This is a genomic window from Streptomyces deserti (assembly GCF_054782695.1).
The window spans coordinates 1-24,528 of sequence record NZ_BAAGRZ010000032.1 but is presented as its reverse complement, the minus strand read 5'-3'; the positions used below and the strand labels follow the sequence as shown (position 1 = coordinate 24,528).

Here is a 24,528-nt window from a genome sequence, read left to right as displayed (position 1 = left end):
GAAACGATTCAACACATCAGCCGATGAGGGCACGGCCGACACGGTCCGGTGAGACGTCTGCCGGCTTCTGCTTCTTGGGAGGTGTTGTGGCCCGATTGAGGCGAGGTTGTGGGTAACGTTTCCCAACGGGTGCTGCCAGACCCTAGAGAGGGTCCTAGGTGACGTCAAGATGCCTTGCGCGATGCGCGAGTGTTACGGCGCATCAGCCCGCCGGGCTTGACCTGGACGCCTGCTGGGCTGCACATTCGCCCGTACGCTCTGCGTGCAACGTTTCCCACAGCGTCGGAGGATGCCGGATGGCGTCGTCAGAACCGTCTCGCCGCGTCACCATCGTCGACGTCGCGCGTCACGCCCAGGTGTCCACCACCGCGGTGTCCAAGGTGCTGCGCAACGCCTACGGAGCCAGTCCCGAGATGCGCGCTAAGGTGCGTCGAGCGATCGACGAACTGGGATACCGGCCCCTCGCGGCCGCGCGGGGCCTGCGCGGTCAGACGTACACCATCGGCGTGATGCTGCCCGACATCCGCAACCCCTTCTTCCCTGAGATCCTCGACGGGATCACCGGCCGCCTCGAAGAAACCGACTACCAGGTCTTCCTGGGGCCCGGCTGCAACGGGGAGAAGGAGGAGGCCCGGGTCACCGAAGCCATGATCGACCGGGGCATGGACGGCATCATCCTGGTCGCGCCCGTCTCACCGCGCTCCCACTTGGAGCATCTGGCCTCCGTCGTACCGACCGTGATCGTCGGCCGCCATGGGCACTCCGCGGCGTACGACACCGTGAACGACGACGACATGGCAGGCGCTGCCCTGGTCGTCGGCCACCTCGCCGGCCTCGGGCACCGTCGCATCGCCCACATCGAACATCGCGAAACCGATCCGACGCGCATCGAGGAGATGCCCAACGCACAGCGCGCCGAAGGCTACCGGCGTGCCATGCGGTCCCTCGGGCTCGCCGAGGAGATCGACGTCGTCTCCACCAGCTACACACCGCAGGGCGGCCTCCAAGGCGCCAAGGAACTGCTCGCGCGCCCCCGCCGGCCCACGGCCGTCTTCGCCGGTGCGGACATCGTCGCCATGGGGGTGCTGGAAGCATTCGCCGAAGCCGGGGTCTCCGTGCCCGGCGACATCTCGGTGGCCGGCTACGACAACACGACTTTCGCCGCGCTCGGTCCGATCTCACTGACCAGCGTCGACCAGGCCGGCCGCGAGATCGGCGAGAACGCCGCCCGCCTCCTCCTCGAGCGGATCGCCGACCGCGACAAGCCGTCGGTCCAGGTCAAACTCTCGCCCACGCTGGTGCCGCGCCGAACCACGGCGCCCTGCCGCGAAGAGAGGGACACGACAGGACCGACAGCGGACGTTCAGCCGAAGGGTTGAACGCGGTTTCCCTCGTCCTGAGAGAGGTATCCCGGGCATACCTCAGGCGTTGCAGGTCGCGCGCCCGCGGCTGTGAACGCTTGGCTTGGACAACAGGACGACCGCGGTGTCCGAGGGGGTATGTCGCGGTCTGCTGGAACTCACCTGGAGGAGCGCTGCGGGCGAGTCGCCTCCGGTTGGTCGCAGCCAGACGGTCCGGCCGCCGCATCCGCAAACGGCTGCGCATCTGGCCTTGGCCCCCACCCGGCGCTGCCCGCCGGCGCCGCGCGACGTCCCCTGCCCCGGTCACTCGCCCAGCAGTCGGCGCAACCAGCGCAGCCGGGCCGCGCGGGCGTCCACGGAGAGGGCAGCGTGAGGCACAAGGCCGTCGAACCCGTGGAAGCCGCCCGGCCACACGTGCAGTTCGGCGATGCCACCCGCCTGCCAGATGCGGCTCGCGTAGGCGACGTCCTCGTCGCGGAAGGTCTCCGCCGAGCCCACGTCGATGAACGCCGGGGGCAGACCGGACAGGTCGTCCGCGCGGGCGGGCGCGGCGTACGGCGAGACGTCGGCGGTGCCGCGCGCCTCACCCAGCAGGGCGCTCCAGCCGGTCTCGTTGGAGGTACGGTCCCACACGCCCAGGCCCGCCATCTGGTGGGCGGACGGGGTGTCGTTGCGGTCGTCGAGCATCGGGCACATCAGCACCTGCCCGATCGCGCGCGGGCCCTTGCGGTCGCGGGCCAGCAGCGCCAGCGCCGCAGTGAGCCCGCCGCCGGCGCTGCCGCCCGCCAGGATGATGCGGTCGGGGTCACCGCCGATCTCCTTGGCGTGTTCGGCCATCCATACAAGGCCCGCGTAGCAGTCCTCCACCGGGGCCGGGTGCGGGTGCTCGGGGGCGAGCCGGTACTCCACGGACACCACGACCAGTCCCAGTTCCTCGGCCCAGTCGAGCGGAATCCCCAGCCGGTAAGTTCCCGTCACCATGCCGCCGCCGTGGATGTTGTAGACGATCGGGCGTGGATCGGTCATGCCGGTGGGCCGGCAGATCAGCAGCGGAACCTCCGGCGCGCCCGGCGGCCCCGGTACGGTCCGCTCCTCGACCTCGAAGAGGCCGTCAGAAGCCAGCTCCGCGTTGGTCGGAGGCGCCAACTCGCCGCTGTGCAGCTCCCGCCCGGCAGGGATCATGTCCGGGGTGATCGTCGGCGGCAGCCAGTCATTGATCGCCTCGAGTTGTGCGGCAAGTTCCGGATCGAAGGGCGGGGGATTCATGACCATCGGGTCTCCTGGTGGCTGGTGCGTGGACTCGGCGTTCACCGGACGCGTGCGGCGAGGTGCGGTCGGCGGAGCGAAGCCCGAATCCCGGATGGTGTGGGAGGGTGCGCGCGTACCGTCGGCGGCGTCAGGCAGGCTCGCCGCGATGCCTGCGGGACCTGGTGTGCGGTCCTGCCGCCGTGGCAGATGCCGGCCTTGGGCGCCGACCAGTGTCCGGTGCGGTGCCCTGTAGGGGTGGCTGGACAGGTTTCCGTCGGCTTCGCCGTGGGCCGAGATGCCGTACCAGATCGAGACGACGCCGTTGCCCTCCGGCGGTGACGGATCACGCGGTTGCCTCTGCGGTCCTCTCGGATCCGGGCGTGTTCGGCGGGGTCGGCTGTTCGGGCGGGAGGGCTTTGGGCAGGCGGGGCACCCAGACGAGTCCGATGACCGCCGCGGCCAGCATCAGGCCGAACAGCGTGCCGAACATCAGGCGGGTGTGCCCCAGGGCGAAGGCGGGAGTGCCCAGCGCGGCCAGACCGGCTACGGCCCGGGTGAAGGCCATCGTGACGCCTTGGGCGGTGGCCCGCAGCAGGGTCGGGAAGAGCTCCTGCGACCAGACCTTGTAGACGGACTCGCCGGCGAAGGAGTTGCCGAGACCCGAGATGAGCATGACGGCGACCAGGGTGACCTTGCTCGGCCCCAGCAGCGCGGGCAGCGCCCAGGCGAGGGCGATCAGCGCGGACCCGACCGCGAACCAGACGTGCCGGGCCGGCTTGTCGACCACCCGCATGAACAGCAGGCCGGCGACGAAGCCGACCGGCAGTCCGATCAGGGTCAGTTGGGAGTATTGTGCGACCTCTCCGTTGGCCAGAGCGGTCCACAGGAAGGTGCCGAACTGGCCGAGGGTGTTCGCGCCGAGGTTCCAGGTGGCGTAGTACAGACCCGTCGCGAGCAGGGCGTACACGGTCGGAGTCCGGAAGAGATCGCGGACGCGGCTGAACTCGATGGTCTCGCTGCGGGCCGTCGTGTGTGTGTCGGCGGCCCGGCGGGCGGCTGTCCATTCGGCCGACTCGTTGAGGGTGAGGCGCAACAGCAGCACGACGACCGCCACGACCAGCAGATGGGCGAACAGGATCCGGCCGCCGAGCAGGCCCTGCACTCCCATGAAGGAGCTCAGGCCGAGCACGGCCACGATGCCGGCGAGCCAGAGCATGCTGGAGAGGACCACCATGGTGCCCTTCTTGCCGGGCGGCGCCTCCTCGTTGACGAGGGCGAGCGAGACGGGCAGATCCGCGCCGATGGCCAGACCGGTCGCCACGACACCGGCGTACAGCAGAGCGGGTCCGGCCGCCACCAGGAGCAGCAGGACGCCGGCCGCGTAGAGGGCGAGGGAGAGGGTGAAGATCTTCCGGCGGCCGAACCGGTCGCCCAGCCGGCCGCCGAACAGCGCACCGGCCGCGAACGCCAGGGTCTGCAGCCCCAGCAGGGATCCGATGGTCCCGGTGCTGAGCTGGAGCGGAGCGGCGTAGTAGCCGCCGATCGTCATGCCCGACGTCACCAGAGCCCCGGCGTCCAGATAGGAAGCCATACCGGCCAGGACCGCGGTCTTCCAAGGGCTTCTCGGTGTGTCCTTGATGCCGGACATACGTCCTCCTCGTCGAGGATCGGCGATGGGGGTGGGGAGGCTGGGTGGACCTGGCTGCGGCGAGTCGTCCGGCCCGCTGCGAACAGGGCCATGCGGGGAGCGACGGGTCGCCTACTCGTTTCACTTACGCGTGCCAGTTGAGTGATCTGGCGGGTAAGCTAACCGCGGCCGTGGGCTTTGACAAGAGGTGCGACTGAGGGCGGCGGGTGACCGGGGTGTCCGAGGGCAGACGGGTGACCAGCGCGGATGTGGCGCGGGAGGCCGGGGTCTCGCGCGCGACGGTGAGTTATGTCCTCAACGGCGTGTCTCATCAGAAGATCCCCGAGGCCACGCGGCAGCGGGTGTGGGATGCGGCCGCCCGGCTCGGCTACGCGCCCTCGGCCGCGGCGCGGGCCCTGCGCACGGGACGCTCGGAGATCGTCCTTGGTCTGCTGCCGGACTGGCCGATCGAGCATGTCCTCGGACGGCTGATCCAGCAGTTGACCAACGCCTTCGCCGAGCACGGGTTGACCTTCGTGGTGCACTCGTCGGCTCATCCCGCCCGCCCTCTGCGGGACATCTGGAAAGCCATGACCCCGGCGGCGGTGCTGGCCCTGCAGGAGTTCGCCGAACCGGAGGCCGAGGCGATGCGGGCGGCGGGCATCGAGGTGGTCATGGCGATGCACGGGTCGGTACGGGGTGAGCCCCGGCCTCCTCTGGTGTCCGAGCAGCCGATCGGCGCACTGCAGGCACGGCACCTCGCCGCACCCCACCGTCGGCTCGGTTACGCCTACCCCGACCTGCCGGGACTCGATGTCCTGGCCCAGCCGCGACTGGACGGCGTCCGCAAGGTCTGCGCCGAATGGGACCTCCCGGAGCCGGACGTCCGGACGGTACCCCTCGATGCGCAGGGCGCCGCCGAAGCGGTGAAGGCCTGGCTCGACGCCGACCCACCGGTGACGGGAATCTGCGCGTTCAACGACAACGTCGCCCTCGCTGTGCTGGCCGGCCTGAGCCACCTCGGACTGCGTGCTCCGCAGGATCTGGCCGTGATCGGCGTCGACGACATCCCGGGCGCATCGCTGGCCCACCCACCGCTCACCACGGTCGTCCGCAACACCGACGCCCTCGCACGGGGCCTGGCCCGCCGCGTCGTGGACACTCTCAGCGGAAAGGAGATCCCCACCGAGCCCCTCCGCGACGAGCTCCTGATCCGGGTCCGGGAATCCGCCTGAGCGGTGCGCGGGGGCCTTCGGGGATGGCGCAATCCCGGCCGGAGTATGCCAGTTCGGGCATCTGGGGGGACTGCTCATGGTGAGGTTTCCTGTCGGAGCCGCTCCGATGAGGGAGGTGGCCACCGCTCGGGACAGGAAGAGGCCGAGCGCGGCGCCGTAGATGAGGTGTCCGACGCAGTGCGCAACGGTGCGGCAGATCGCCGGCCCGGGTGACATGGGTGCTTGCCGGTTCGGCGGACGGCGAGCACGTCGCCGCATGGTTCGCCGCCCTTCTGGCCGACGCACCGTGACTGCACGGCGAACGTCCGGGACCGTCCTGCTCCTGGGCCGAAGTAGCGCGGATGCCCTGACGAGGAATCGCGCCGAAGCGGGTTTCCGACCGTACGGCCGTAGGACCGAGCCGTCCCGGCGGATCGCTGGAGGGCTTCGTCGGCCTTCTGCCGCACGCCGGTGCGGAGGGGGCGCTTGGGCAGCCGTCCTTCTGAGCAGCGTCGACAATCATGGCCGGCCGGCTCGTCAAGCGGTTGCTTCCACCTCCGTTCGCTGCTGGCGGCGGCGGCGTTGCAGGATCGGGTCCGGGACGGGCGCGGCCGCCACCAGTCGCCGGGTGTACTCGTGCTGCGGCTTGTCGCACACGTCGGCGCTGGGGCCCTCTTCGACGATGCGTCCGTGCTGCAGCACCAGGGTGCGTTCCGCGAACTGCTTGACGACGGCGAGGTCGTGGGTGATGAACAGGTACGCGCAGCCGAGGGTGTGCTGGAGTTCGGAGAGGAGGTCCAGGGCGGCGGCCTGGGTGGTGACGTCGAGGGCGCTGGTCGGCTCGTCGCAGATGATGATCTTGGGTTGCCGGGCGACCGCCCGGGCGATGGCGATGCGCTGGCGCTGGCCGCCGCTGAACTGGGCCGGGTACCGGTCGGCGGCGTCCTCGGGCAGGCCGACGCGGCGGAGCAGATCGGCGATGTGGGCGCGGACTTCGCGAGGTGAGCGGGCGGAACCGGCGAGCAGGGGCTCGGCCAGTGTCCGGCCCACGGGCAGCGCCGGGTTGAGCGATCCGTACGGGTTCTGGAAGATCGCCTGGAGGTCGGTGGACAGGGCGCGGCGGGCACGGCCGGTGAGGTGGGTGATGTCCCGCCCGTCGAGCAGCACGCGTCCGGCGCTGACCGGGGTCAGTCCCAGTACGGCTCTGCCGATGGTGGTCTTGCCCGAGCCGGACTCGCCCACGAGCGCGACCGTCTCGGCCTGTCCGACCTCGAAGGACACGTTCTCGATGACCGTGGTCGGGGGCTTGCGGAAGCCGCGGGACGGGTAGCGGACCGCGAGGCCGTCGATGTGGAGTACGGGTGTTCCGGTCACGCGATCCTGCCCTCGGTCCGAACGATGCTGGGGGTGCTTTCGATGAGTTTCCTGGTGTAGGGGTGCTGGGGCCGGTAGAAGATGTCCTCGACCGAGCCTTCCTCCACAATCCGGCCCTTCTCCATCACGATCGCGCGGTCGCAGGTGTCCGCCACCACGCCCAGGTCGTGCGTGATCAGGATGATCGCCATACCGCGTTCGTCGCGCAGCGTCCGGAGCAGGTCGAGGATGCCCGCCTGCACCGTGACGTCCAGTGCTGTGGTGGGTTCGTCGGCGATCAGCACCTTCGGTGAGCCGGCCAGCGCCATGGCGATGGCGACCCGCTGGAGCATGCCGCCGGACAGCTCGTGCGGGTGCCGGCGCGCGACGTCGTCCGGATCGCGCAGGTGGACGCTGGTCAGCAGTTCACGGATCCGTTCCTTGACGGCCTCCTTCCCGCCCGACACGGTGCTGGTGCGGCGGATGACCTCGCCCAACTGGGAGCCGATGGTGAAGTAGGGGTCGAGGGCCACCATGGGTTCCTGGGACACCAGGGCGATCTCGCGGCCGCGGATGCGCTGCAGTTGCCGCTCCGGCAGACCGGTGATCCGGGTCCCGGTCAGCCAGGCGGAGCCGCCGGTCACCGTGCCGCCCGGGGCGAGCAGGCCGAGCAGCGACAGGCCCGTCACCGTCTTGCCGCTCCCGGATTCGCCCACGAGACCGAAGATCTCACCGGCGTTCACCGTGAAGCTGACGGAGTCGACGACGGTACGCGGGCCCTGCGCGGTGGCGAAGGCGATGGAGTAGTCGCGCACGGCGAGTACCTCCGCGTCCGGCGGTGTGTCCGACGCCTTGGTGGTGTCCTTGGCGGTGTTCTTGGCGACCGCCACGGGGACCGGCCGCCGCGACCGGCCGTCGCCGGTCCCTCGCTTCCGGTCCTGGTCGAGGTCGCGCAGTCCGTCGCCGAGCAGCCCGAAGGCGACGGACATGAGGCCGATGAGGCCGCCGGAGACGAGCAGCAGGTAGGGGGTCTGCTGCATGACCTGCGCGGCCTCTCCGACCATGCCGCCCCAGCTGGGAGCGGGCGCCGGGGTGGCCAGGCCGAGGAACCCGAGGCCGGTCTGCACCATGAGGGCGATGCCCGAGAAGAGGCACACCTGGACCAGCAGCAACCCCACCAGGCCGGGGAAGATGTGCCGTGCCATGATCCGCGCGGAGCTGAGCCCGGACACTTTGGCGGCGTCCACGAACAGTTCCTCCCGCAGCGCGATGCACGAGCTGCGGATGACCCGCGCGAGGCCCGCGGAGGAGAGCACGCCGAGCGTGAACATGGCGGCGACGTTGCTCTGACTGAAGATCGCCAGGACGGCGAGCATGAGGATGACCACGGGAACGGAGAGCATGACGTCCATGACGGCCACGATGACCCGGTCGGTCCAGCCGCGCAGATAGCCGGCGAGGATGCCGAGCGACATGCCCAGGACCATGTAGACGCTCACGGCGACAGCCACCCCCAGCAGGGCTGGCCGGCCGCCGTAGAGCAAGCGGCTCAGCACGTCGCGGCCGAGGTCGTCGGTGCCCAGCGGGTGACCGGCCGACGGACCGCTGCGCGCGTGGAGCAGGTCCTGTGCCAACGGTGGGTGCGGTGCCAGAAGGGGGGCGAGGATCACGGCGGTGGTGACCGCCAGGACCACGACGAGCGCTGCCGCGGTGAGAGGACGGCGCCAGATCCCGGCGAAGGGGTTGGTCCACTTCCGTGACGGTACGCTCACGGGCGGATCTGCAGCGGTCATGCCACACGCACCTTCGGGTTCAGGAGGCTGTAGAGAACGTCGACGAGCAGGTTGATCAGGATCACCAGCACCGTGAAGGTGATGGCGACGCCCTGCACGACCGGCAGATCGTGCTGGTTGGTCGCGTCCACGACCGTCGTCCCCAACCCGGGCAGCGTGAAGATGTTCTCGACGAGAATCGTGCCGGGGATGTACGCGATCATCGTGAGGCCGATCGCGGTCGCCACCGGCAGCCCGCAACTGCGCAGTGCGTGCTTCCAGACGATGGACCCGGGCCGGACGCCGGAGGCTCTCAGCGTTCTGATGTAGTCCAGGCCCAGGGTGGACAGCATCGCGTCGCGGGTGATCTTGGAGATCAGGGCGACACCCCCGATCGAGAGAGCGACCACGGGCAGCACGAGGCCGGTCGCCCACTGCCCCGGTGACTGGGCGAACGGGGTGTATCCGGTGGCCGGGAAGATCGGGAACTTCACCGCGAACAGGGAGACGAGCATCAGCGCGAGCCAGAAGTTGGGCAGGGCGCTGCCCAGCAGGGACACCACGTCGATCAGCCGCCGGCTGAACCGGCCGCGGGTGGCGCTGTACACCCCGAGCAGGACGCCGACCAGGGTCGACACCACGGTGGCCCCGATCACCAGGGTCAGGGTGACCGGCAGGCGTTGCCCGATCGTCCCCAGCACGGACTCGCCGCTGAACAGCGAGCTTCCGAAGTCGCCGTGCAGGACGTCGCGCAGGTACAGCCAGTACTGCTCGACGAACGGCTTGTCCAGATGGAGCGCGGCCCTCAGCGCGTCGTACTGCTCCTTCGTCGCGTTGACACCCAGGACCGTTCGGGCCGGGTCACCCGGCACGAACGACTCCAGGAGCGAGGTGATCGCCGAGACGACCACCAGCAGCGGGACGGACAGCGCCAGCCTGCGGAGAATGATGGGAAACATCTGTCCTCGTCAGCGAGAGGCCCAGGTGACGTTCGAGGTCAACTGGGCAGTGCCCACCGCGAACTTCACGCCGCGCAGCTTGGTGTTGTACATCGCGATCGTGTCGGTCGCGGACACCGGCAGCGCGAGCGCCTTCCGCACGATCACATCGGTGAGGTCCTTCGCCGCCGCCCCGCTGGACTGGGGGTCCGACTTGGCGAGCCGGGCGAACGCGGCGTCGACGTCCTTGTCGCCCACGCCGAAGACGTTCATGATGCCCGTCTTGGTGAACCCCGCCTGCTGCACGTAGAAGTTCGCACCACCTCCCTGGCCGGGCGAGAGCACGGTTGCCGCGTACTTCTTCGACAGCAGGTCGTTGATCCAGCCACCGAAGTTGGCGGCGGCCTTCAGCTTCAGCGTCACACCCACCTGGGCGAGCTGGTCCTGCACGGCCTGGAGCATCTTGGTCGTCAACGGGTCGAACGACCCGTAGTTCACCGGGATGGTCAGCTTCTGGTATCCCGCCGCCTTCAGCAGCTGCTTGGCCTTGGCCGGGTCGTACGAGTACGTCTTCTCGGCTTCGGGGCTGTAGCCGTCGTAGCCGGGCATCGCCGGCTGGGAGAGCGGCCTGCCGTAGTCGCCGTAGACGGCCTTGGTGATTGCGGCCCGGTCGATGGCGAAGTTCAGCGCCTGCCGGACCCGAACATCGCGCAGTCCCTCGACGACGGTGCCTTCACGGTCCAGCAGATACAGGCCGGCCCAGGTCGTGGGGGCCTTGATCGTGGTGAGCGACTTGACGCCCGCGACGGTCGGTGCCACGTCCGGGGTGCCGTACATGAGGTCGATCTGCCCGGACTTCAGGGCCTGCGCCTGCGAGTTGACGTTCGGCATCACCCGGACGGTGATCTTCTTGAAGTGGATGGCGGACTGCTCGTAGAAGTTCTTGTTCGGTACGTAGACGTAGTGGTCGCCGGAGACCGACTGCTGGGCGCTGAGGACGTACGGCCCGGCGCCGAAGGTCGCGGAGGCCAGCTTCTTCGGGTCCTTCAGCCCCGCCGGGCTGATGATCGCGCCGCCCATGAACTCGGGCGAGAACAGCGACCCCATGTCGGGGTTCGGCGTCGGGCTGCTGACCACCACGGTCGAACTGTCCGGCGCCGAGAAGGTCAGGGGACGGTAGGAGGCGCCGCCGGGTCCGCTGCCCTTCTGGAAGTACTTGAGCGAGTTCACGACATCGGTGGCGGTGATCGGCGTGCCGTCGGCGAACTTCGCCCCCTTGCGCAGGCTGAGCTGGAACTTGGTGTTCCCCTTGCCGACGTAGCCCCACTTGTCGGCCAGCCCGGCCCCCAGGGTGCCGTCGGCCTTGCGGCTCAGCAGCGAGGCATAGGCCGGGGCCATGTAGTTCAGGAAGGGACCCACAGCGACCTGGGCGGGGTCCAGGCTGTTGGGCGCCGAGTTCAGAGCGATGGTCAGGTTCGCCTGGCCGGCGCTGCCGTTGCCGCCGGTGTCGCTGTTGCCGGCGCTGCAGGCGGCGAGCGCGAGCGCGGTCACCACGCCGATCGAGGCCTGGAGGACGGTTCTTCTCTTCATCGAGATCTCCGTGGATTGGGGAGGGTGGGGAGGCGGCGGGAGGGGAGGGGGACGCGGCCGGCGACGGAGCCGGCGAGGTGGATGGTCTGGTCGGCGGGCCTGCATGCGCGGAGTTCCAGGAGGATCCGCCGTGTGGGGATGGCGACTGATCGGTACGCGGGCGGTAGATGTCCGCCCCAGGACCACCCCGTCCCGCATGGGGCAAGGGGGCGTTCGTGGCCTCGCGAGCGCTTACACGTTTAAGCCAGTGCCCGGTAAATTAACTGTGTCGCCTTCATTGCGCAAGAGGTCCGCGGAAGGTTGGGACGACGGAGCCGGTCAGGCCGATACCCGGACCTGAACGCTGAGCGGATCCTGGATGGGATCGGCCGGGACCGTCTTCCGTTCGAGGGCGTCGACGACGCGGCGGGCCAGGCTCCCCGCGACGGCGTCGGTGTCACGGACGATCGTGGTGAGCGACGGCTGGGCCAGCGCCGCGCCGGGAATGTCGTCGACGCCGATCACGGCCAGGTCCTGCGGGGCCCGCAGCCCCAGGGACCGCAGGGCGAGCAGCACGGCCAGGGCGACTTCGTCATTGAACGCGCAGATCGCCGTCACCGGCGGGTCGGCGCCCAGCCATTCCTTCACCGCTTCCACGGCGCCGTCCGGATGGAAGGGAACCGTGCGAACGTCCGGGTCGGGAATGCCGAGTTCGGCGCACACCTTGCGCACCCCGTCCAGCCGCGACCGGGCCAGGACGCCGAGTCTGCCCAGGTCCGGGTAGGCGTAGCCGAGCCGGCGGTGCGTGGTGACCAGGTAGCGGGCCTGCGCCGCTCCGATCGGCTCCTCCGACACGAGTGGAGGATGGTGCGGCTCCGGTGCCGAGCCGTGCACCGCCATGACGACCTCGACTCCCGCCGCCCGCATGGCGCCGGCCTCGACCTCGGGGAACGCGCCCAGTGCCAGCACGGCCGCGGGCGTCAGGGCTTTCCAGACCTCCCGCAGGGGCCGGGCGGAATGAGCCGAGGAGTGCACGAGAAAGGTGAGTTCGTGTTCGGCGAAGGCATTGGTCAGCTGTTGGACGAGGCGTCCGAGGACATGCTCGATCGGCCAGTCCGGCAGCAGCCCGAGCACGATGCCCGAGCGTCCCGTCCGCAGCGAGCGCGCCGCGGCCGATGGCGCGTAGCCGAGCCGGGCGGCCGCGTCCCACACGCGCCGCCGCGTGGCCTCGGGGATCTTCTGGTGAGGAGTGTCGTTGAGGACGTAGCTCACCGTCGCTCGGGAGACTCCTGCCTCCCGAGCGACATCCGCGCTGGTCGCGCGTCTCCGGCCGGATGTCCCGGTCATGGGTCCCCCCTTCTGACAGACCTCTTGTCAAAGCCCGCGACTGCGGCTAGCTTGCCCGCTCAGAATACCTACACGTTTAAGTGGCGCGAGTAGCTCAACGTGACTCTGGCTCCGGGCGAGGGCCCGCCCCGTCAGAAACCCCACCGTCGACGGTGCTCATCGAGGCGAGGCGCAAGAGCGGTATGCCGAGCTCCGAACATCCCCCGCACCCGACACGACCCGAAAGGCAGCCGCGTGATCCGCCATCACGACTTCCACCACAACGGTCTGACGCTGCGCTCGACGCTGCACATCCCCGAGGGGCCGGCCGAAACCCGTTGGCCGACCGTGCTGTTCGTCCACGGCTTCAGCTCCAACCGGCTCGAACTGCCCAACTTCGTCGCGATGTCACGGCTGCTGGAGGCGAACGGCATCGCCTCCGTCCGCTTTGACCTCTCGGGCCACGGCGAGAGCGACGGCGACTTCTTCGACGTGACCATCACCGGCGAGATCACCGAAACCCGGGCGGTGCACCGATCGGTCCGAGCCTTCGACTTCGTCGACCCCGAGCGGATCGGCCTGGTCGGTATGAGCATGGGAGGTGTGGTCGCCGGCATCGTCGCCGCCGAGGAACCGGGCATCCGCGCCCTGTGCCTGTGGTCCCCGGCCGCGGTCGCCCCGTTCGAGATCGGCCGGGGCTACCTGAAGGGGCGCAGCCTCGCGGCGGAGATCAGGGAGAAGGGCTACTTTGATGCCGACGGACACCGGATGAGTTTCGCGCTCGTCGAGGACATCGCCGGTCTCGACGTCTACGGGCGGTCCGGCGCCTACACCGGCCCGGTCCACATCCTGCACGGCGACAAGGACGACATCGCTCCCCTTGAATACGGCCGCCGCTATCTGGACCACTACGACGGCAACGCGGAACTCCAGATCGTGGAGGGCGCGGACCACGCCTGGGGGACCGTCCCGCACCGCACCACGTTGCACCAGTCCACCCTGCGATTCCTGCGGAGGCACCTCCAGTCATGACTACGTCGAGCTTCGAGCCGCTCCGTACGACGGACGCCGCAACGACGGTCACCGGCCTGTGCACCGCGGATGACTCCGGTCTCGTAGCCACCTCGTGTCCCGCCCCCCGCCTGTCCTGGTCGCTCGCGAGCGACCGGCCCGGCGTCCTGCAGCACGCCTACGAGATCCAGGTGTCGGCCGACCGGTCCTTCGCCGACGCGGTGTCCAGCGGGGAGATCGAGTCCTACATGGTGGTCGATCACCCGTGGCCGGCCGAACCGCTGCGCAGCCGCGAGGTCCGTCACTGGCGCGTCCGCGTCCGCACCGACCTCGGATGGACGGAGTGGAGCGAACCCGCCCGGGTGGAAGCCGCGCTGCTCGGCGCCATGGACTGGACGGCCCGTCCCGTCCATGTGCCCAGTGACCGGGGCCGTACCTCCCCCGGCCCGGCGCCGCTGCTCCGCCGGGAGTTCGACCTCCCGGCGGAGCCGGTATCCGCCCGGTTGTTCATCACCGCGCTGGGCGTCCACAGCACTGCGATCAACGGCCGTCCCGTCGCCGACGACCTGCTGGAGCCGGGCTGGACCAGCTACCCCAACCGGCTGCTGTACGCCACCTACGACGTCACCAGCCTGCTCACTGCGGGCCGCAACGCCGTCTCCGCCGCGGTCGGCGACGGCTGGTACCGAGGCCACCTCACCTGGCACAAGAACCGCAACGTCTACGGCGACACGATCGCGCTGCTCGCCCAGCTCGAAGTCACCCTGGCCGACGGCAGCACCGTCACCGTGGCCACCGACGACGAGTGGCGTGGCGGTTACGGCGACATGCGCGCGGCGGACCTGTACGACGGCTGCGAGCGCGACCTCCGCCAGGAACCGCACGGCTGGCGACTGCCGGGCTTCGACGACCGCGACTGGGAGCGAACAGCCATACTCCCGCTGCCCGCCGGACTGACGCAGCGGGCCCACCCACCCGTCCGTGTCGTACAGGTCATCCAGCCCGAGCAACGGACACTGCCCGACGGCACGATCGCCGTCGACGCGGGCGAGAACGTGACCGGGTGGCTCCGTCTGCGCGCCGACGGCCCGGCCGGCAGCACCATCACCGTCCGGCACGCCGAGGTCCTCGACGGCGACGGCCGCCTGCTGACCAGCATCCTGCGCGGCGCACGTGCCACCGACCAGTACACCCTGACCGACGGCATGGCCGAGCTGGAGCCGGAGTTCACCTTCCACGGCTTCCGGTACGCCGAGATCGACGCCTCCCCCGGCGTCACGATCGAGGACGTCGAGGTGGTCGTCGTGTCCAGCGCCCTGCGCCGCATCGGCGAGTTCCACTGCTCCGACGAGCGCGTCAACGCCCTGTACGGCAATGTCGTCCGCTCACAGCGCGGCAACTTCCTCGCCGTACCGACGGACTGCCCGCAGCGCGACGAACGGCTCGGCTGGACCGGCGACATCATGGCCTTCGCCCCGACCGCGTGCGCCACGTTCGACAGCCGTTCCTTCCTCGACAGCTGGCTCACCGACCTCGCCATCGAGCAACGCCCGGACGGCGCGGTCCCGATGGTGATTCCCGACGTGGATCTCGGCGAACTGCCGCCCAGCGAGCTGCCGTTCGCCGGATCCGCTGCGGGCTGGGGCGACGCCGCCACCGTCGTACCGGCCGCCCTCTTCGACGCCTACGGCCACCGCAGCCTGCTCGGCACCCACTACGCGGCGATGCGCGCGTGGGTCGAGTTCACCGCAGCTCATCTGGACGACGACGGGACCTGGAGCGGCAACGCGCAACTCGGCGACTGGCTCGACCCCGCCGCCCCACCGGAGGACCCGGCCCGCGCCACCACCGACTCCGCCTACGTCGCCACCGCCTTCGTCGCCCACAGCGCCCGCCTGCTCGCCGACGCGGCCCGCGAACTGGGCCACGCCGACGACGCCGACCGGTACGCGGCCCTGCACCGGCGCACCGCCGAGGCCGCCTGGCGGAAGTGGGGCCACCACGCACGCACCACCCAGACCGGATGCGCCCTCGCCGTCGCATTCGGCATCGCTCCCGCCACCGAGCGCGCCGCGGTGGGCGAGTCCCTCGCCGCCCTGGTGCGGGCCAACGGCGGGCGCATCGCCACCGGCTTCCTCGGCACACCCTTCGTGCTGCCCGCCCTCACCAGCACCGGCCACACCGCCGAGGCCTACCAACTCCTGCTCAACACCGAGTGTCCGGGCTGGCTCTACCAGGTCGCCCGCGGCGCCACCACCATGTGGGAACGATGGGACGCCATACGCCCCGACGGCACCATCGACACCGAGAAGGCCGGCACGATGCTGTCGTTCAACCATTACGCCTACGGCGCCGTCGCCGCCTGGCTCTACCAGTCCGTCGCCGGACTACGACCCACCGCTCCCGGCTACCGCACCCTCGAGATCGCCCCCCGCCCCGGAGGCACGCTCACCTCTGCCCGCGCCTCGATCGCCACCCCGTACGGCACGGCGTCCGTCGCCTGGTCGATCAGCGGCACAGCCTTGACCGTGGACGTCACGCTGCCACCGGGCATGACCGGACGGTTCCGCGCGCCCGAAGGCTGGCGTTGCACCACCGAAGTCGGCCGACTCGGATCCGGGGACCACCACCTGCTCCTTCACTCCGGCTCCTAGCCCCGCACACCCAAGGAACGCACACCATGGCAACCAGCCACGACGACGGCACCCCTGAGCCAAGCCTCGACGAGAAGACCGCGCTGCTGTCGGGCCAGGACTTCTGGTCCACCAAGCCCTCCGCAGGAGCGCGAATCCCGTCGCTCGTGCTGAGCGACGGCCCGCACGGCGTCCGCCGCCAGCGCCAGGAGGCCGAAAACCTCAGCCTGTACGAGAGCGAGCCGGCGACCTGCTTTCCGCCCGCGGTCGCACTGGCGTCCAGTTGGGATCCGGACCTGGTCGGCCGGGTGGGAGAGGCACTCGGGCGTGAGGCGAGGGCGCTGGGCGTCGACGTACTCCTCGGCCCCGGCGTGAACATCAAGCGCTCGCCGCTGTGCGGCCGCAACTTCGAGTACTTCTCCGAGGACCCGCTCCTCAGTGGCGTACTGGGCACAGCACACGTGGCAGGTGTACAGAGCCAGGGTGTGGGCGCCTCGGTCAAGCACTTCGCGGCCAACAACCAGGAGACCGACCGGATGCGGGTCAGCGCCGACGTGGACGAGCGCACCCTGCGGGAGATCTACTTCCCGGCATTCGAGCGGATCGTGAAGCAGGCGCGCCCGGCGACCGTCATGTGCTCCTACAACAAGATCAACGGCACCTACGCCGCCGAGAACCGCTGGCTGCTCACCCAGGTGCTGCGGGAAGAATGGGGCTTCGACGGTCTGGTGGTCTCCGACTGGGGAGCCGTGGGCGATCGCGTCGCCGCGCTGCTGGCCGGTACCGACCTGGAGATGCCCGGCAACAGTCGCGGCACCGATGCGGAGGTCGCCGCCGCGGTGCGCTCCGGTGAGCTGGACGAAGCCGTGGTCGACACCGCCGTCGCGCGGCTCCGCGCCCTGGCCGGGCGGGTCCGTGCCGAGGCGAGCCCGCCCCCGGTGGACTTCGAGGCGCACCACCGGCTGGCCCGAGAGGCCGCCGCCGACTGCCTCGTACTGCTGAAGAACGAGAACCGGACACTGCCGCTGACTCCGGCCGGCCGGGTCGCCGTCATCGGCGAGTTGGCCGCCGACCTGCGCTACCAGGGCGGCGGCAGCTCCCATGTCAACGCCACACGTGTCGACAGCCCCGTGAACGAACTGCGGGCTCTGCTGCCCGACGTCCAGGTCGACTTCGCCCAGGGCTACGACACCACCGGCCGCTTGGATGCCGCGCAGCTGCATGAGGAGGCCGTCGCGCTGGCCGCGCAGGCCGACACGGCCGTACTGGTACTCGGGCTGCGCGAGGCCGACGAGTCCGAGGGTTACGACAGGGAGCACCTCCTGCTGCCGCGGGACCAGGTGGGGCTGGTCCGCGCCGTGGCGCGGGCCGCCCGCCGGACCGCCGTCGTACTGCTCAACGGCGGAGTGGTCACCATGGAGGGCTGGCACGACGAGGTGGACGCGGTGGTTGAGGCGTGGCTGCCCGGCCAGGCCGGCGGTGGTGCCATCGCCGACGTACTCACCGGCCGCGTCAACCCTTCCGGCCGACTGGCCGAGACCGTCCCGCGCCGGCTGGTGGACACCCCGTCCTTCCTGAACTTCCCAGGTGAGCAGGGCCATGTCCGGTACGGCGAGGGCGTCATGGTCGGCTATCGGTACTACGAGACCGCCGACGTCGCCGTCCGTTACCCGTTCGGCCACGGCCTGAGCTACACCACCTTCGACCGGACCGACTTCCGCGTCACCGCCGACGGCCCCGATACCGCCACGGTCAGCGTCACGGTCACCAACACCGGTGACCGGTTCGGCAAGCATGTGGTGCAGATCTACGTGACCGCGCCCCGGCGACCGGTCAGCAGCCCGGCACGGGAACTGCGCGGCTTCACCAAGGTGGCGCTCGCACCGGGCGAGACCACCACCGTCGAGATCGCCCTCGACCGCCGTGCCTTCGCCTACTGGGACATCACCCGCCACGACTGGACCGTCGCGCCCGGCCAGTACCAGGTGCAGCTCGCCGACAACGCGCACGACATCCTCGCCACCGCCACCCTCGACCTGCCCGGGGACAAGCTCATCCAGCCGCTCACCCTCGACTCATCCATCGGTGACTGGTTCGGCCACCCGGCCGTCGGTCCGGCCCTGACCGCCGCAATGACGTCGGGGCTGAGCGAGGAGGAGGCAACCGCCGCCTCGGAAGGCAACGCCGACGCACTGCGTCTGCTGTCGTCCATGGCGATGCGCCAGTTCCTCGGGTTCCTTCCCAGACAGCTTCCGCAGGAGCTGCTGGAGAAGCTGATGGAGATGAGCGAAGCGCCCTCCGCCCCCGACGTCTGATACACGTCGTCCGCTCTCGCAAACCGGTCGCCACCGACCGCGGCCCGCTGTGCCCTGACACACAGCGGGCCGCTCTCATGGCTCGCCACCGGGGTTGCCGGCATCGCCCAGCGGCCACGCAGACTCATCGAGCGGCCCGGGAACGAGCGCCCGGTCCCGGTGGACCGGTCCGGACACCTCCCGTGCTGCCCTGGGCTGCTTACAGGCCTGAGTTCACAGCTGATGGCCGCGTCGGTGGTGTCGTACATTTCGGTCACCGCCAACGGGGGTGTCCGCGAAGACGATCAGCTGGCGGTGGCGCTGTGCACAACGAACCGAGTCGAGCGCGGCGGCAGGCGCGGCAGCAGGTCGCCCAGAGGCTAGCTGGAGGGTGGCGAGTGCAGCGGTCGCAGAGGCAGGATTCGACCAGTCGATGGTCCTAATACCTTCAGCCCAAACGCCGTACGACCTAGGACCCCCTCCAAAAGGACGAGGAAGACCCTCCCGTGGGAAGGCTCGTCGTCTGCGCCCCGGATGGGAAACTGGAACAGCAAACACGCACTAGCAACGGTCTCTGACCGTTAGCGCCACGTCACTTCTTCGGAGTGAAGCAGGTCACCCTGGTTGACCGACCTGCACTCATCACGGCCTCGCGGAAGGAATTTCTCGTGCCTGAACTCGACCACACCATCGTTCACAGCTCTGACCGTTTTGCGGGCGCACGCTTCATCGCCGACCTCTTAGGGGCGCCCGAACCCAAGGCATTCGGTCCGTTCGCCATCGTACGCCTCGGCAATGGCATTTCCCTGGACTACGCCGAACACCTCGTCAGGGACAAGGAGTGGGTCCCCGGCCACTATGCCTTCCGCGTCACCGAGGAAGAATTCGACGCCATCTTCGCCAAAATCCAGGAGCGCAACCTGCCCTACTGGGCAGACCCGCGACACAACAAGCCGCAGGCCATCAACCACCTGGCAGGGGGCCGCGGCGTCTACATCCACGACCCCGACGGCCACTATATGGAGTTCCTTACCGTCACCCATACCGACGATTTCCTGGCCAGCCTGACAATCCCCAGCTACGAGGCGGAGACCCCTCGTCCCTGACGGGCTGCCAACCATGTTGTACCCGCGCCACATGAGGGTACAACTAGACCGCGAAAGCGAGATCGAGCCAGCCGTGTTCGCCGTGACGTTCCGTGCACTGGAGTCCGGCGGCCGGCTGGCGTCTCCGACATCATCGGCAAAACCCTCTCCGCCGTTCAGCGGGTCGAGTGTGAGGCGACTACGTCGGACGAGCACCCTTTCGCCGAAAACCGCGCCGACCTCACTGCCTCCGAGGTTAACGACACCAAAGCCCCCAGCCTCACCCGGTGGCCGACGGCGATACGCGAAGTGATCATGCGTGCCTCAGAACCGGTGATCTCCAACATTCCCATTCGATTGGAGAGTCGGATGCCTGGATCCAGCAGCGCGTCGGCAGACTCGCGTCATTGGAATGGAAGCCGGGCAGCCGGTGGAGGCCTGCCTTCGGCTCAGTTGCCGCCCCTCTCATCTACTCCTCGCGTATCGGCGGCTTGAGCTGTGCCACTGGCGGACTGGTAAACGATCTCGCCAACGGCTTGGAACGCTACTTGTCCTAAGTCATCTCTATTGCGGCCCGTATGAATGACATCAAGCCGTTCCGCATTGAAATCCCGCAGCCCCAACTGGCCGATCGGGCGCCGCAGCGCCGCGTCGGTGATCACGGCCTGGAAGCAGGACCGGGTGAGCCCTCCGGCGACCGCGTCGCCGGAGGGCTCACCGCAACTCGTCGACATAACGGTCTGTCCCAGGCACCGTCGGTATGAACGGTGCGACGAACTGCACATCTCCCAATCGGGAAGCCGCCATTGCCGTATCCAAGTCCGCGAAGTGGTCACTCCAACTGTCGCGGGGGTCGTGCTCGAGGAACCACAGCAGAGTCAGCCGGGTCCCGACCCCCTCGACCTGTTCGACGTAGGTCATCCGGTCCAGGGGCAACGGCGTCGGCGTGAAGACGGTCACCATGGCCGCGGGCGACCCAGCCAGCCGTGTCGGAAGGTGGTCGTGGCGCAAGCAGGCGAGTAGTTCCCTGCGCCCGCTGAGGGAGTTGGCCTCGATGACCTGGACGACGAGCCCGGCGTAGGGGTAGTCGAGGGCGTGGATGTCACGCGGGCCGTGGTCGCCGTCGCGGTAGACGGTCGCCGCATGGTCATGGAAGGCCGTGAAAATGTGCGTACGGTCCTGGAAGACACGGTGGTCACGGTTGAGGCGCTTGTTGATGCTGACGGTCCACCGCATGTGGTCGGCGTAGCGGCCCGCGGTCATCCAGTAGACGGATATGTAGCACCCTGCCGTCACCGGTTGCGCGACGGCAGAGGTCTGGGGGTAGCGCAGAAGCTGCAGGTCCCGGGTGGCCACCCAGCGGCGGCCCGCGTACATCCACGGCATGGCCATCGCGCCGGCAATGAAGTGGTCGTCTTCGTACCAGCGATTGTACTGGCGTTCGTGGCCGGGGTGCGGCTCGACCATGGTGATCAGGGCGTGTCCGAGGTCGGCTCCGTAGGGGCCGACGGCGGCCAGTTCCGCATAGGTGCGGCTGCGGGTTGCATCTGTCTGCGTCGCATCCTCTGTCATGGATCCGACTTACCTGACTAGGCGTCAGATTTGGAGAGGGATACCGCTCAACTCCGCCCGAAGTTCGGCGATCACGCGCACCGAGCCGACAGGCGGATCAACAGCGACGCCTGTCGACCTCCTCTCGCCTCAAGGAACGTCATACCTGGGGTCTTATGCGTGTCTGAAACGCGCAACATCAGGCGGGCAAGAAGGGGCGGTGTAACGCCTGTGGGTGGATATGCCCTCCCGTGGTGCAGCTGACGATGATCCAGTTTGACGTTGGCCGCCGGGTCCAGATGACCCCGATTCGCCCCCGTCGCAGTGTCCGCGTCAAAGAGTGGCGCCCTGACCTGCGGTTATGCAAGCGATGGTGTCATGAACCCATTACCGCTGGTAATTTCGGAGCACCCCTCTGGCCTGGGCTTATGGCAGTCGAAACGGCTGTGACCTGCTAGGACGGGTTGCAGAGGCGATCGGAGGCAGTCAGAGGGAAACGCTCTGATTCGACCCCGGTTCGACCCGGGCCGCTCGGAGGCAGTCAGAGGCGATCCCTCTGATTTTGGCTCCGAGTGGACCTGAGTTGGCCGGCTCGATCAGGACGCCAACCTCGACGCTCTTCGCTTCGACCCCGGTCGAGCCGCGATGGGGACGCCTGCCTCCATCGGAGCCAGGCATACGAAAGCCCCCAGGACGGCCATCCTGGAGGCTTCGTTGGCACCGATTGGAGGTCGGTTCCGGACACCACCCGTGGTTTTAGCGGGCCTAGGTGGCGTCCATGTCTTTGCGAGACGACCCCAGAATGCCATACGACGCACGCTCTCCGCACTACTCCCAAAAGGCTTCACGTCCAGCAAACTCCCAACCAGAGGCAGTCACAGGCGCCCAAATCTCCCTGCAGGGGCTCGCTAGCCTCCCCCGGGTCGCCGCTGATCTGGTTCTTCTCGGAGACCTCACCGGCCGGTACGCGGCGGGTAGCTACAGCAAGCTCGATCACGGCGGACGGGTCGTCCATCGCGAAGATCGGCAGGGGATGGCCGAGCACGGCCACCGGATCACCGCGGCCATCGCATGTCACGTCGCCCGCGCCGGGGGCACCGTCGACCAGTTGACGCACCTGCTCATGCACCCGGATCACGAGGGCGGCAGGCATACACAGAACATCGCGATGCGGTCTGGGCAGGCGCGCGCCCTCGCGTACGTCCGTCGAGTCTGGGACAGCGCCTGCGCAACGGTCCACAGCACGGAAGAGGTCGTGTCCCGCCAGCACGCCCACGAAGATCTCGCGGCTCTTCGCGACCGTATCGAGGTCACGCCGTGGCCTGGGAAGCGAGGACGCACCGCCTTGCGAGTGCTGCTGGCCCATCTCAACTTCGCCGAGACCGCTGGCGGCCGTCTACACGCCGCGAGCGAGCGCCAGGCCGCCGAGGAAGCCGGGATCTCCCGGCAGACGCTGCGCAGCGCGTACGAGACCGTGCTTAAGCCAGGTGGGTGGCTGCGTCGGCTGCGGGCCGGCCGTGGCAAGGAGGGCTCGACCTGGTACCTCGGCAACGGCCCTGGTGCCTCCCCGCAGTCCCCGTCTTCTCGTCAGTTGACCACTCAGTTCCCCCCCGACCCGGCACTTGAGGAGTGGTCCACCTCCGAGACGCCAGTCTCGGCTGACCTCGACTCCAGTGTCATCAGCCACCTCATGGCCCACGACGCCTTCGCCCACCATGGTCTGGGCAGCTCGGCCCTCTTGATCATCGGAGCCCTGCACGCACGCCCTAACCAGACCGTCAGCGAACTCGTCATCGCCTCCTCCGTCTCTCGGGCCACCGCCTATCGCGCCCTCCGCCGCCTCGCGCGCCACGGCCTGGTGCACCATGTCGGCGAAGTCTGGTCGTTGGCTCCCCGGGCCCTGGAAGGTCTCGGTAACAGCCACCCGGAGGCTGTTACCGACCGCCAAGTCATGCCCTCGCGTGGCTGGGACCAGATCGCCTCTCGGTGCGGAACCGCAGGCACCTCTGCCAGCCGAAGGGCCCTCCACGCCGCCGAACGAGCGGCGTATCGGGAGGCACTGGAGCGACTGTCGGAGCACCGCAGCAAGGCCCTCGTTGTGGTCCGCGATGGCCGTCAGGTGCTGGTACCCGCGCTGCGTTCAGACGAAGTTCCCACGCCGTGGCGCGGGCCCGGCGGAGTTGTCCTCAACCCGGCGACGAGCCAGGTCGATCCGGCCTGGCGGGTCGCCAGCGACGGGCGATTGATCCTCATCACCCCCTACGACCAGCGCTCGTACGACGAGCTGGCCGCCGCACACACCGAAGCACTCAGGGAATGGGAGTCCGCTGCATGAGCAGGAAATCATCGAGGCAGCCTGAGGACGTACCGATCACGCCAGAGGCCTTGCGCGCCCGCTACGAGTCCGGGGACACCGTCGACGAACTCGTCGCCGCCAGTGGGCTGTCGTACGGCACGGTGCTCAACCGGCTGCACGAGGCCGGGACCGAGATGCGCACGTCGTGGCAGACACGTCGGATGCGCCAGGATCCGCAGGCGCGCCAGCGTCTCGCGGCTCACCTGCGCACCCTGTACGAGCAGCACGGCGCGACCCTCACTGAGCTCGCTGCAGCTGCGGGACAGACGAGGCGTGCTGCCCGGCGCCTGCTGATAGAGGCCGGCGGCACCGTGCGCACCACGAAGCAGACGCTGCGGATGCGCGCCGCAGCGCGGGCCGCAGAGCGGCAGAAGCTCGCGCTGTCCCTGCGGGCACGGTACGAGGCTGGCGCCACCGTGCCGGAGCTCGCTGAGGACTGCAACTACTCCGTGGCCACGGTCTACCGGCTCCTGCACCAGGCCCGCACTCCCATGCGCCCCCGGCACCACCATGGCCCCGCAGACCAGGCGAGGAAGCGGCCATGAGCACCGCGGCTCTCGCTGATGACCCACGCAGTGCCGTTCGGCTCACCGACCCGCCCATGGACCATCCCGGCTTCGGTTGCGCGGCAAGGGCGCCCCCGCTCGCCCCCAGGCCCACAAGCAAGTGTCGACGCCGTCGACAACCCCCGCCAAGTCAACGCAACTTTCCAGTTTCAGGAGATCAAACACACGTGAACGAGAACACCCGTATCAAGACCCTGGCGGCGGCTACAGCCCACGCCTGGGACGCCTTCGTGATCGTTGTCGGCATGCTCAAGGGCGGCACCGGCAAGACCACCTCCGCCTGGTTCATCGCCCTGTACTACGCGGTCGTCCTGGGACTGCCGACGCTGCTGCTGGACGCCGACGCGACCAGCCAGTCCGCCTGGGACTGGTTCAAGGTCGCCCAGGCCGAGGGCTTCGAGATCCCGGAGAACCTGGTGGTCGAGCGGTACCCGTTCGACGACATCGCCGAGTACATCCGCGCCAAGCGCGCCGAGTTCGGCGCGATCGTGGTCGACGCCGGCGGCGGCAGCGCCCGCATCTTCCATGAGGCTGTTACCGAGGCGAACCGGCTGATCGTGCCGGTCGCCCCCACCAAGATCGAGCGCCGCAAGCTCGTGGCCACCTTCGACGAGGCCGAGCGCG

Annotated in this window: 18 protein-coding genes; 9 read left to right on the top strand and 9 right to left on the bottom strand. The window is 69.2% G+C overall.

The features are described from left to right. The first annotated feature begins 296 nt into the window (after positions 1 to 296). Entirely contained in the window at positions 297 to 1,379 is a 1,083-nt protein-coding gene (locus ACYVMZ_RS33320) for a LacI family DNA-binding transcriptional regulator (RefSeq protein ID WP_461086412.1), read from the top strand. A gap of 285 nt (positions 1,380 to 1,664) precedes the next feature. Here ACYVMZ_RS33320 and ACYVMZ_RS33315 read toward each other — a convergent pair whose 3' ends face one another. Together ACYVMZ_RS33315 and ACYVMZ_RS33310 are read right to left on the bottom strand one after the other, a co-directional pair. Then, positions 1,665 to 2,633 (bottom strand): alpha/beta hydrolase, encoded by a 969-nt coding sequence (locus ACYVMZ_RS33315; RefSeq protein WP_461086410.1) that lies wholly within the window; start codon positions 2,631 to 2,633, stop codon positions 1,665 to 1,667. Positions 2,634 to 2,952: 319 nt separating this feature from the next. Next, positions 2,953 to 4,257 (bottom strand): MFS transporter, encoded by a 1,305-nt coding sequence (locus ACYVMZ_RS33310; protein WP_461086408.1) that lies wholly within the window; start codon positions 4,255 to 4,257, stop codon positions 2,953 to 2,955. A 215-nt stretch (positions 4,258 to 4,472) separates the two neighbouring features. On the opposite strand from ACYVMZ_RS33310, the gene ACYVMZ_RS33305 reads away from it, so the two are divergent. Next, positions 4,473 to 5,471: a LacI family DNA-binding transcriptional regulator gene (locus ACYVMZ_RS33305; RefSeq protein ID WP_461086406.1), complete on the top strand. Its 999-nt coding sequence runs from the start codon at positions 4,473 to 4,475 to the stop codon at positions 5,469 to 5,471. 516 nt (positions 5,472 to 5,987) lie between these two features. Here ACYVMZ_RS33305 and ACYVMZ_RS33300 read toward each other — a convergent pair. The 5 genes from ACYVMZ_RS33300 to ACYVMZ_RS33280 form a co-directional block, all read right to left on the bottom strand. Continuing rightward, positions 5,988 to 6,824 carry an ABC transporter ATP-binding protein gene (locus ACYVMZ_RS33300; RefSeq protein WP_461086404.1) on the bottom strand — a complete coding sequence of 279 codons (837 nt, stop codon included), beginning with the start codon at positions 6,822 to 6,824 and terminating at the stop codon, positions 5,988 to 5,990. After that, complete coding sequence (locus ACYVMZ_RS33295; RefSeq protein WP_461086402.1) at positions 6,821 to 8,596, bottom strand: dipeptide/oligopeptide/nickel ABC transporter permease/ATP-binding protein; 1,776 nt, start codon at positions 8,594 to 8,596, stop codon at positions 6,821 to 6,823. The genes ACYVMZ_RS33300 and ACYVMZ_RS33295 overlap by 4 nt, the downstream gene beginning before the upstream one ends. Continuing rightward, entirely contained in the window at positions 8,593 to 9,534 is a 942-nt protein-coding gene (locus ACYVMZ_RS33290; RefSeq protein ID WP_461086400.1) for an ABC transporter permease, read from the bottom strand. The genes ACYVMZ_RS33295 and ACYVMZ_RS33290 overlap by 4 nt, the downstream gene beginning before the upstream one ends. A 9-nt stretch (positions 9,535 to 9,543) precedes the next feature. Continuing rightward, positions 9,544 to 11,103, bottom strand: a complete 1,560-nt coding sequence (locus ACYVMZ_RS33285) for an ABC transporter substrate-binding protein (RefSeq protein WP_461086398.1) — start codon at positions 11,101 to 11,103, stop codon at positions 9,544 to 9,546. 318 nt (positions 11,104 to 11,421) lie between these two features. Continuing rightward, a complete protein-coding gene (locus tag ACYVMZ_RS33280) occupies positions 11,422 to 12,354 on the bottom strand; it encodes a LacI family DNA-binding transcriptional regulator (RefSeq protein ID WP_461086396.1) in 933 nt (310 codons plus the stop codon). A 309-nt stretch (positions 12,355 to 12,663) separates the two neighbouring features. On the opposite strand from ACYVMZ_RS33280, the gene ACYVMZ_RS33275 reads away from it, so the two are divergent. The 4 genes from ACYVMZ_RS33275 (at position 12,664) to ACYVMZ_RS33260 (ending at position 19,452) form a co-directional block, all read left to right on the top strand. Further along, positions 12,664 to 13,440 (top strand): alpha/beta hydrolase, encoded by a 777-nt coding sequence (locus ACYVMZ_RS33275; protein WP_461086394.1) that lies wholly within the window; start codon positions 12,664 to 12,666, stop codon positions 13,438 to 13,440. Next, the gene (locus ACYVMZ_RS33270; protein WP_461086392.1) at positions 13,437 to 16,073 is read left to right on the top strand and encodes a family 78 glycoside hydrolase catalytic domain; all 2,637 of its coding nucleotides are present in this window, start codon (positions 13,437 to 13,439) and stop codon (positions 16,071 to 16,073) included. The genes ACYVMZ_RS33275 and ACYVMZ_RS33270 overlap by 4 nt, the downstream gene beginning before the upstream one ends. A 26-nt stretch (positions 16,074 to 16,099) precedes the next feature. Continuing rightward, positions 16,100 to 18,367, top strand: a complete 2,268-nt coding sequence (locus tag ACYVMZ_RS33265) for a glycoside hydrolase family 3 C-terminal domain-containing protein (RefSeq protein ID WP_461086390.1) — start codon at positions 16,100 to 16,102, stop codon at positions 18,365 to 18,367. Between the two features lie 647 nt (positions 18,368 to 19,014). Then, on the top strand, positions 19,015 to 19,452 hold the full coding sequence (locus tag ACYVMZ_RS33260) for a VOC family protein (protein ID WP_461086388.1): 438 nt from the start codon (positions 19,015 to 19,017) through the stop codon (positions 19,450 to 19,452). Positions 19,453 to 19,880: 428 nt separating this feature from the next. Here the strand turns inward: ACYVMZ_RS33260 and ACYVMZ_RS33255 are convergent, their stop codons facing one another. Together ACYVMZ_RS33255 and ACYVMZ_RS33250 are read right to left on the bottom strand one after the other, a co-directional pair. Next, the gene (locus ACYVMZ_RS33255; protein ID WP_461086386.1) at positions 19,881 to 20,093 is read right to left on the bottom strand and encodes a hypothetical protein; all 213 of its coding nucleotides are present in this window, start codon (positions 20,091 to 20,093) and stop codon (positions 19,881 to 19,883) included. A gap of 52 nt (positions 20,094 to 20,145) precedes the next feature. Then, a complete protein-coding gene (locus ACYVMZ_RS33250; protein ID WP_461086384.1) occupies positions 20,146 to 21,003 on the bottom strand; it encodes a hypothetical protein in 858 nt (285 codons plus the stop codon). A 1,012-nt stretch (positions 21,004 to 22,015) separates the two neighbouring features. Between ACYVMZ_RS33250 and ACYVMZ_RS33245 the strand changes: the two genes are divergently transcribed. The 3 genes from ACYVMZ_RS33245 to ACYVMZ_RS33235 all read left to right on the top strand — a co-directional run. Continuing rightward, entirely contained in the window at positions 22,016 to 23,317 is a 1,302-nt protein-coding gene (locus ACYVMZ_RS33245; protein WP_461086382.1) for a helix-turn-helix domain-containing protein, read from the top strand. Beyond that, complete coding sequence (locus tag ACYVMZ_RS33240) at positions 23,314 to 23,883, top strand: helix-turn-helix domain-containing protein (RefSeq protein WP_461086380.1); 570 nt, start codon at positions 23,314 to 23,316, stop codon at positions 23,881 to 23,883. The genes ACYVMZ_RS33245 and ACYVMZ_RS33240 overlap by 4 nt, the downstream gene beginning before the upstream one ends. A 188-nt stretch (positions 23,884 to 24,071) precedes the next feature. Beyond that, on the top strand, positions 24,072 to 24,528 hold a 457-nt coding region (locus tag ACYVMZ_RS33235), incomplete at its 3' end, for a P-loop NTPase family protein (protein ID WP_461086378.1).

Coding starts and splice junctions, on each gene's coding strand:
- ACYVMZ_RS33320 (WP_461086412.1), top strand. CDS start 297: ATGGCGTCGTCAGAACCGTCTCGCCGCGTCACCATCGTCGACGTCGCG.
- ACYVMZ_RS33315 (WP_461086410.1), bottom strand. CDS start 2,633: ATGGTCATGAATCCCCCGCCCTTCGATCCGGAACTTGCCGCACAACTC.
- ACYVMZ_RS33310 (WP_461086408.1), bottom strand. CDS start 4,257: ATGTCCGGCATCAAGGACACACCGAGAAGCCCTTGGAAGACCGCGGTC.
- ACYVMZ_RS33295 (WP_461086402.1), bottom strand. CDS start 8,596: ATGACCGCTGCAGATCCGCCCGTGAGCGTACCGTCACGGAAGTGGACC.
- ACYVMZ_RS33290 (WP_461086400.1), bottom strand. CDS start 9,534: ATGTTTCCCATCATTCTCCGCAGGCTGGCGCTGTCCGTCCCGCTGCTG.
- ACYVMZ_RS33285 (WP_461086398.1), bottom strand. CDS start 11,103: ATGAAGAGAAGAACCGTCCTCCAGGCCTCGATCGGCGTGGTGACCGCG.
- ACYVMZ_RS33270 (WP_461086392.1), top strand. CDS start 13,437: ATGACTACGTCGAGCTTCGAGCCGCTCCGTACGACGGACGCCGCAACG.
- ACYVMZ_RS33265 (WP_461086390.1), top strand. CDS start 16,100: ATGGCAACCAGCCACGACGACGGCACCCCTGAGCCAAGCCTCGACGAG.
- ACYVMZ_RS33250 (WP_461086384.1), bottom strand. CDS start 21,003: ATGACAGAGGATGCGACGCAGACAGATGCAACCCGCAGCCGCACCTAT.
- ACYVMZ_RS33245 (WP_461086382.1), top strand. CDS start 22,016: ATGGCCGAGCACGGCCACCGGATCACCGCGGCCATCGCATGTCACGTC.
- ACYVMZ_RS33240 (WP_461086380.1), top strand. CDS start 23,314: ATGAGCAGGAAATCATCGAGGCAGCCTGAGGACGTACCGATCACGCCA.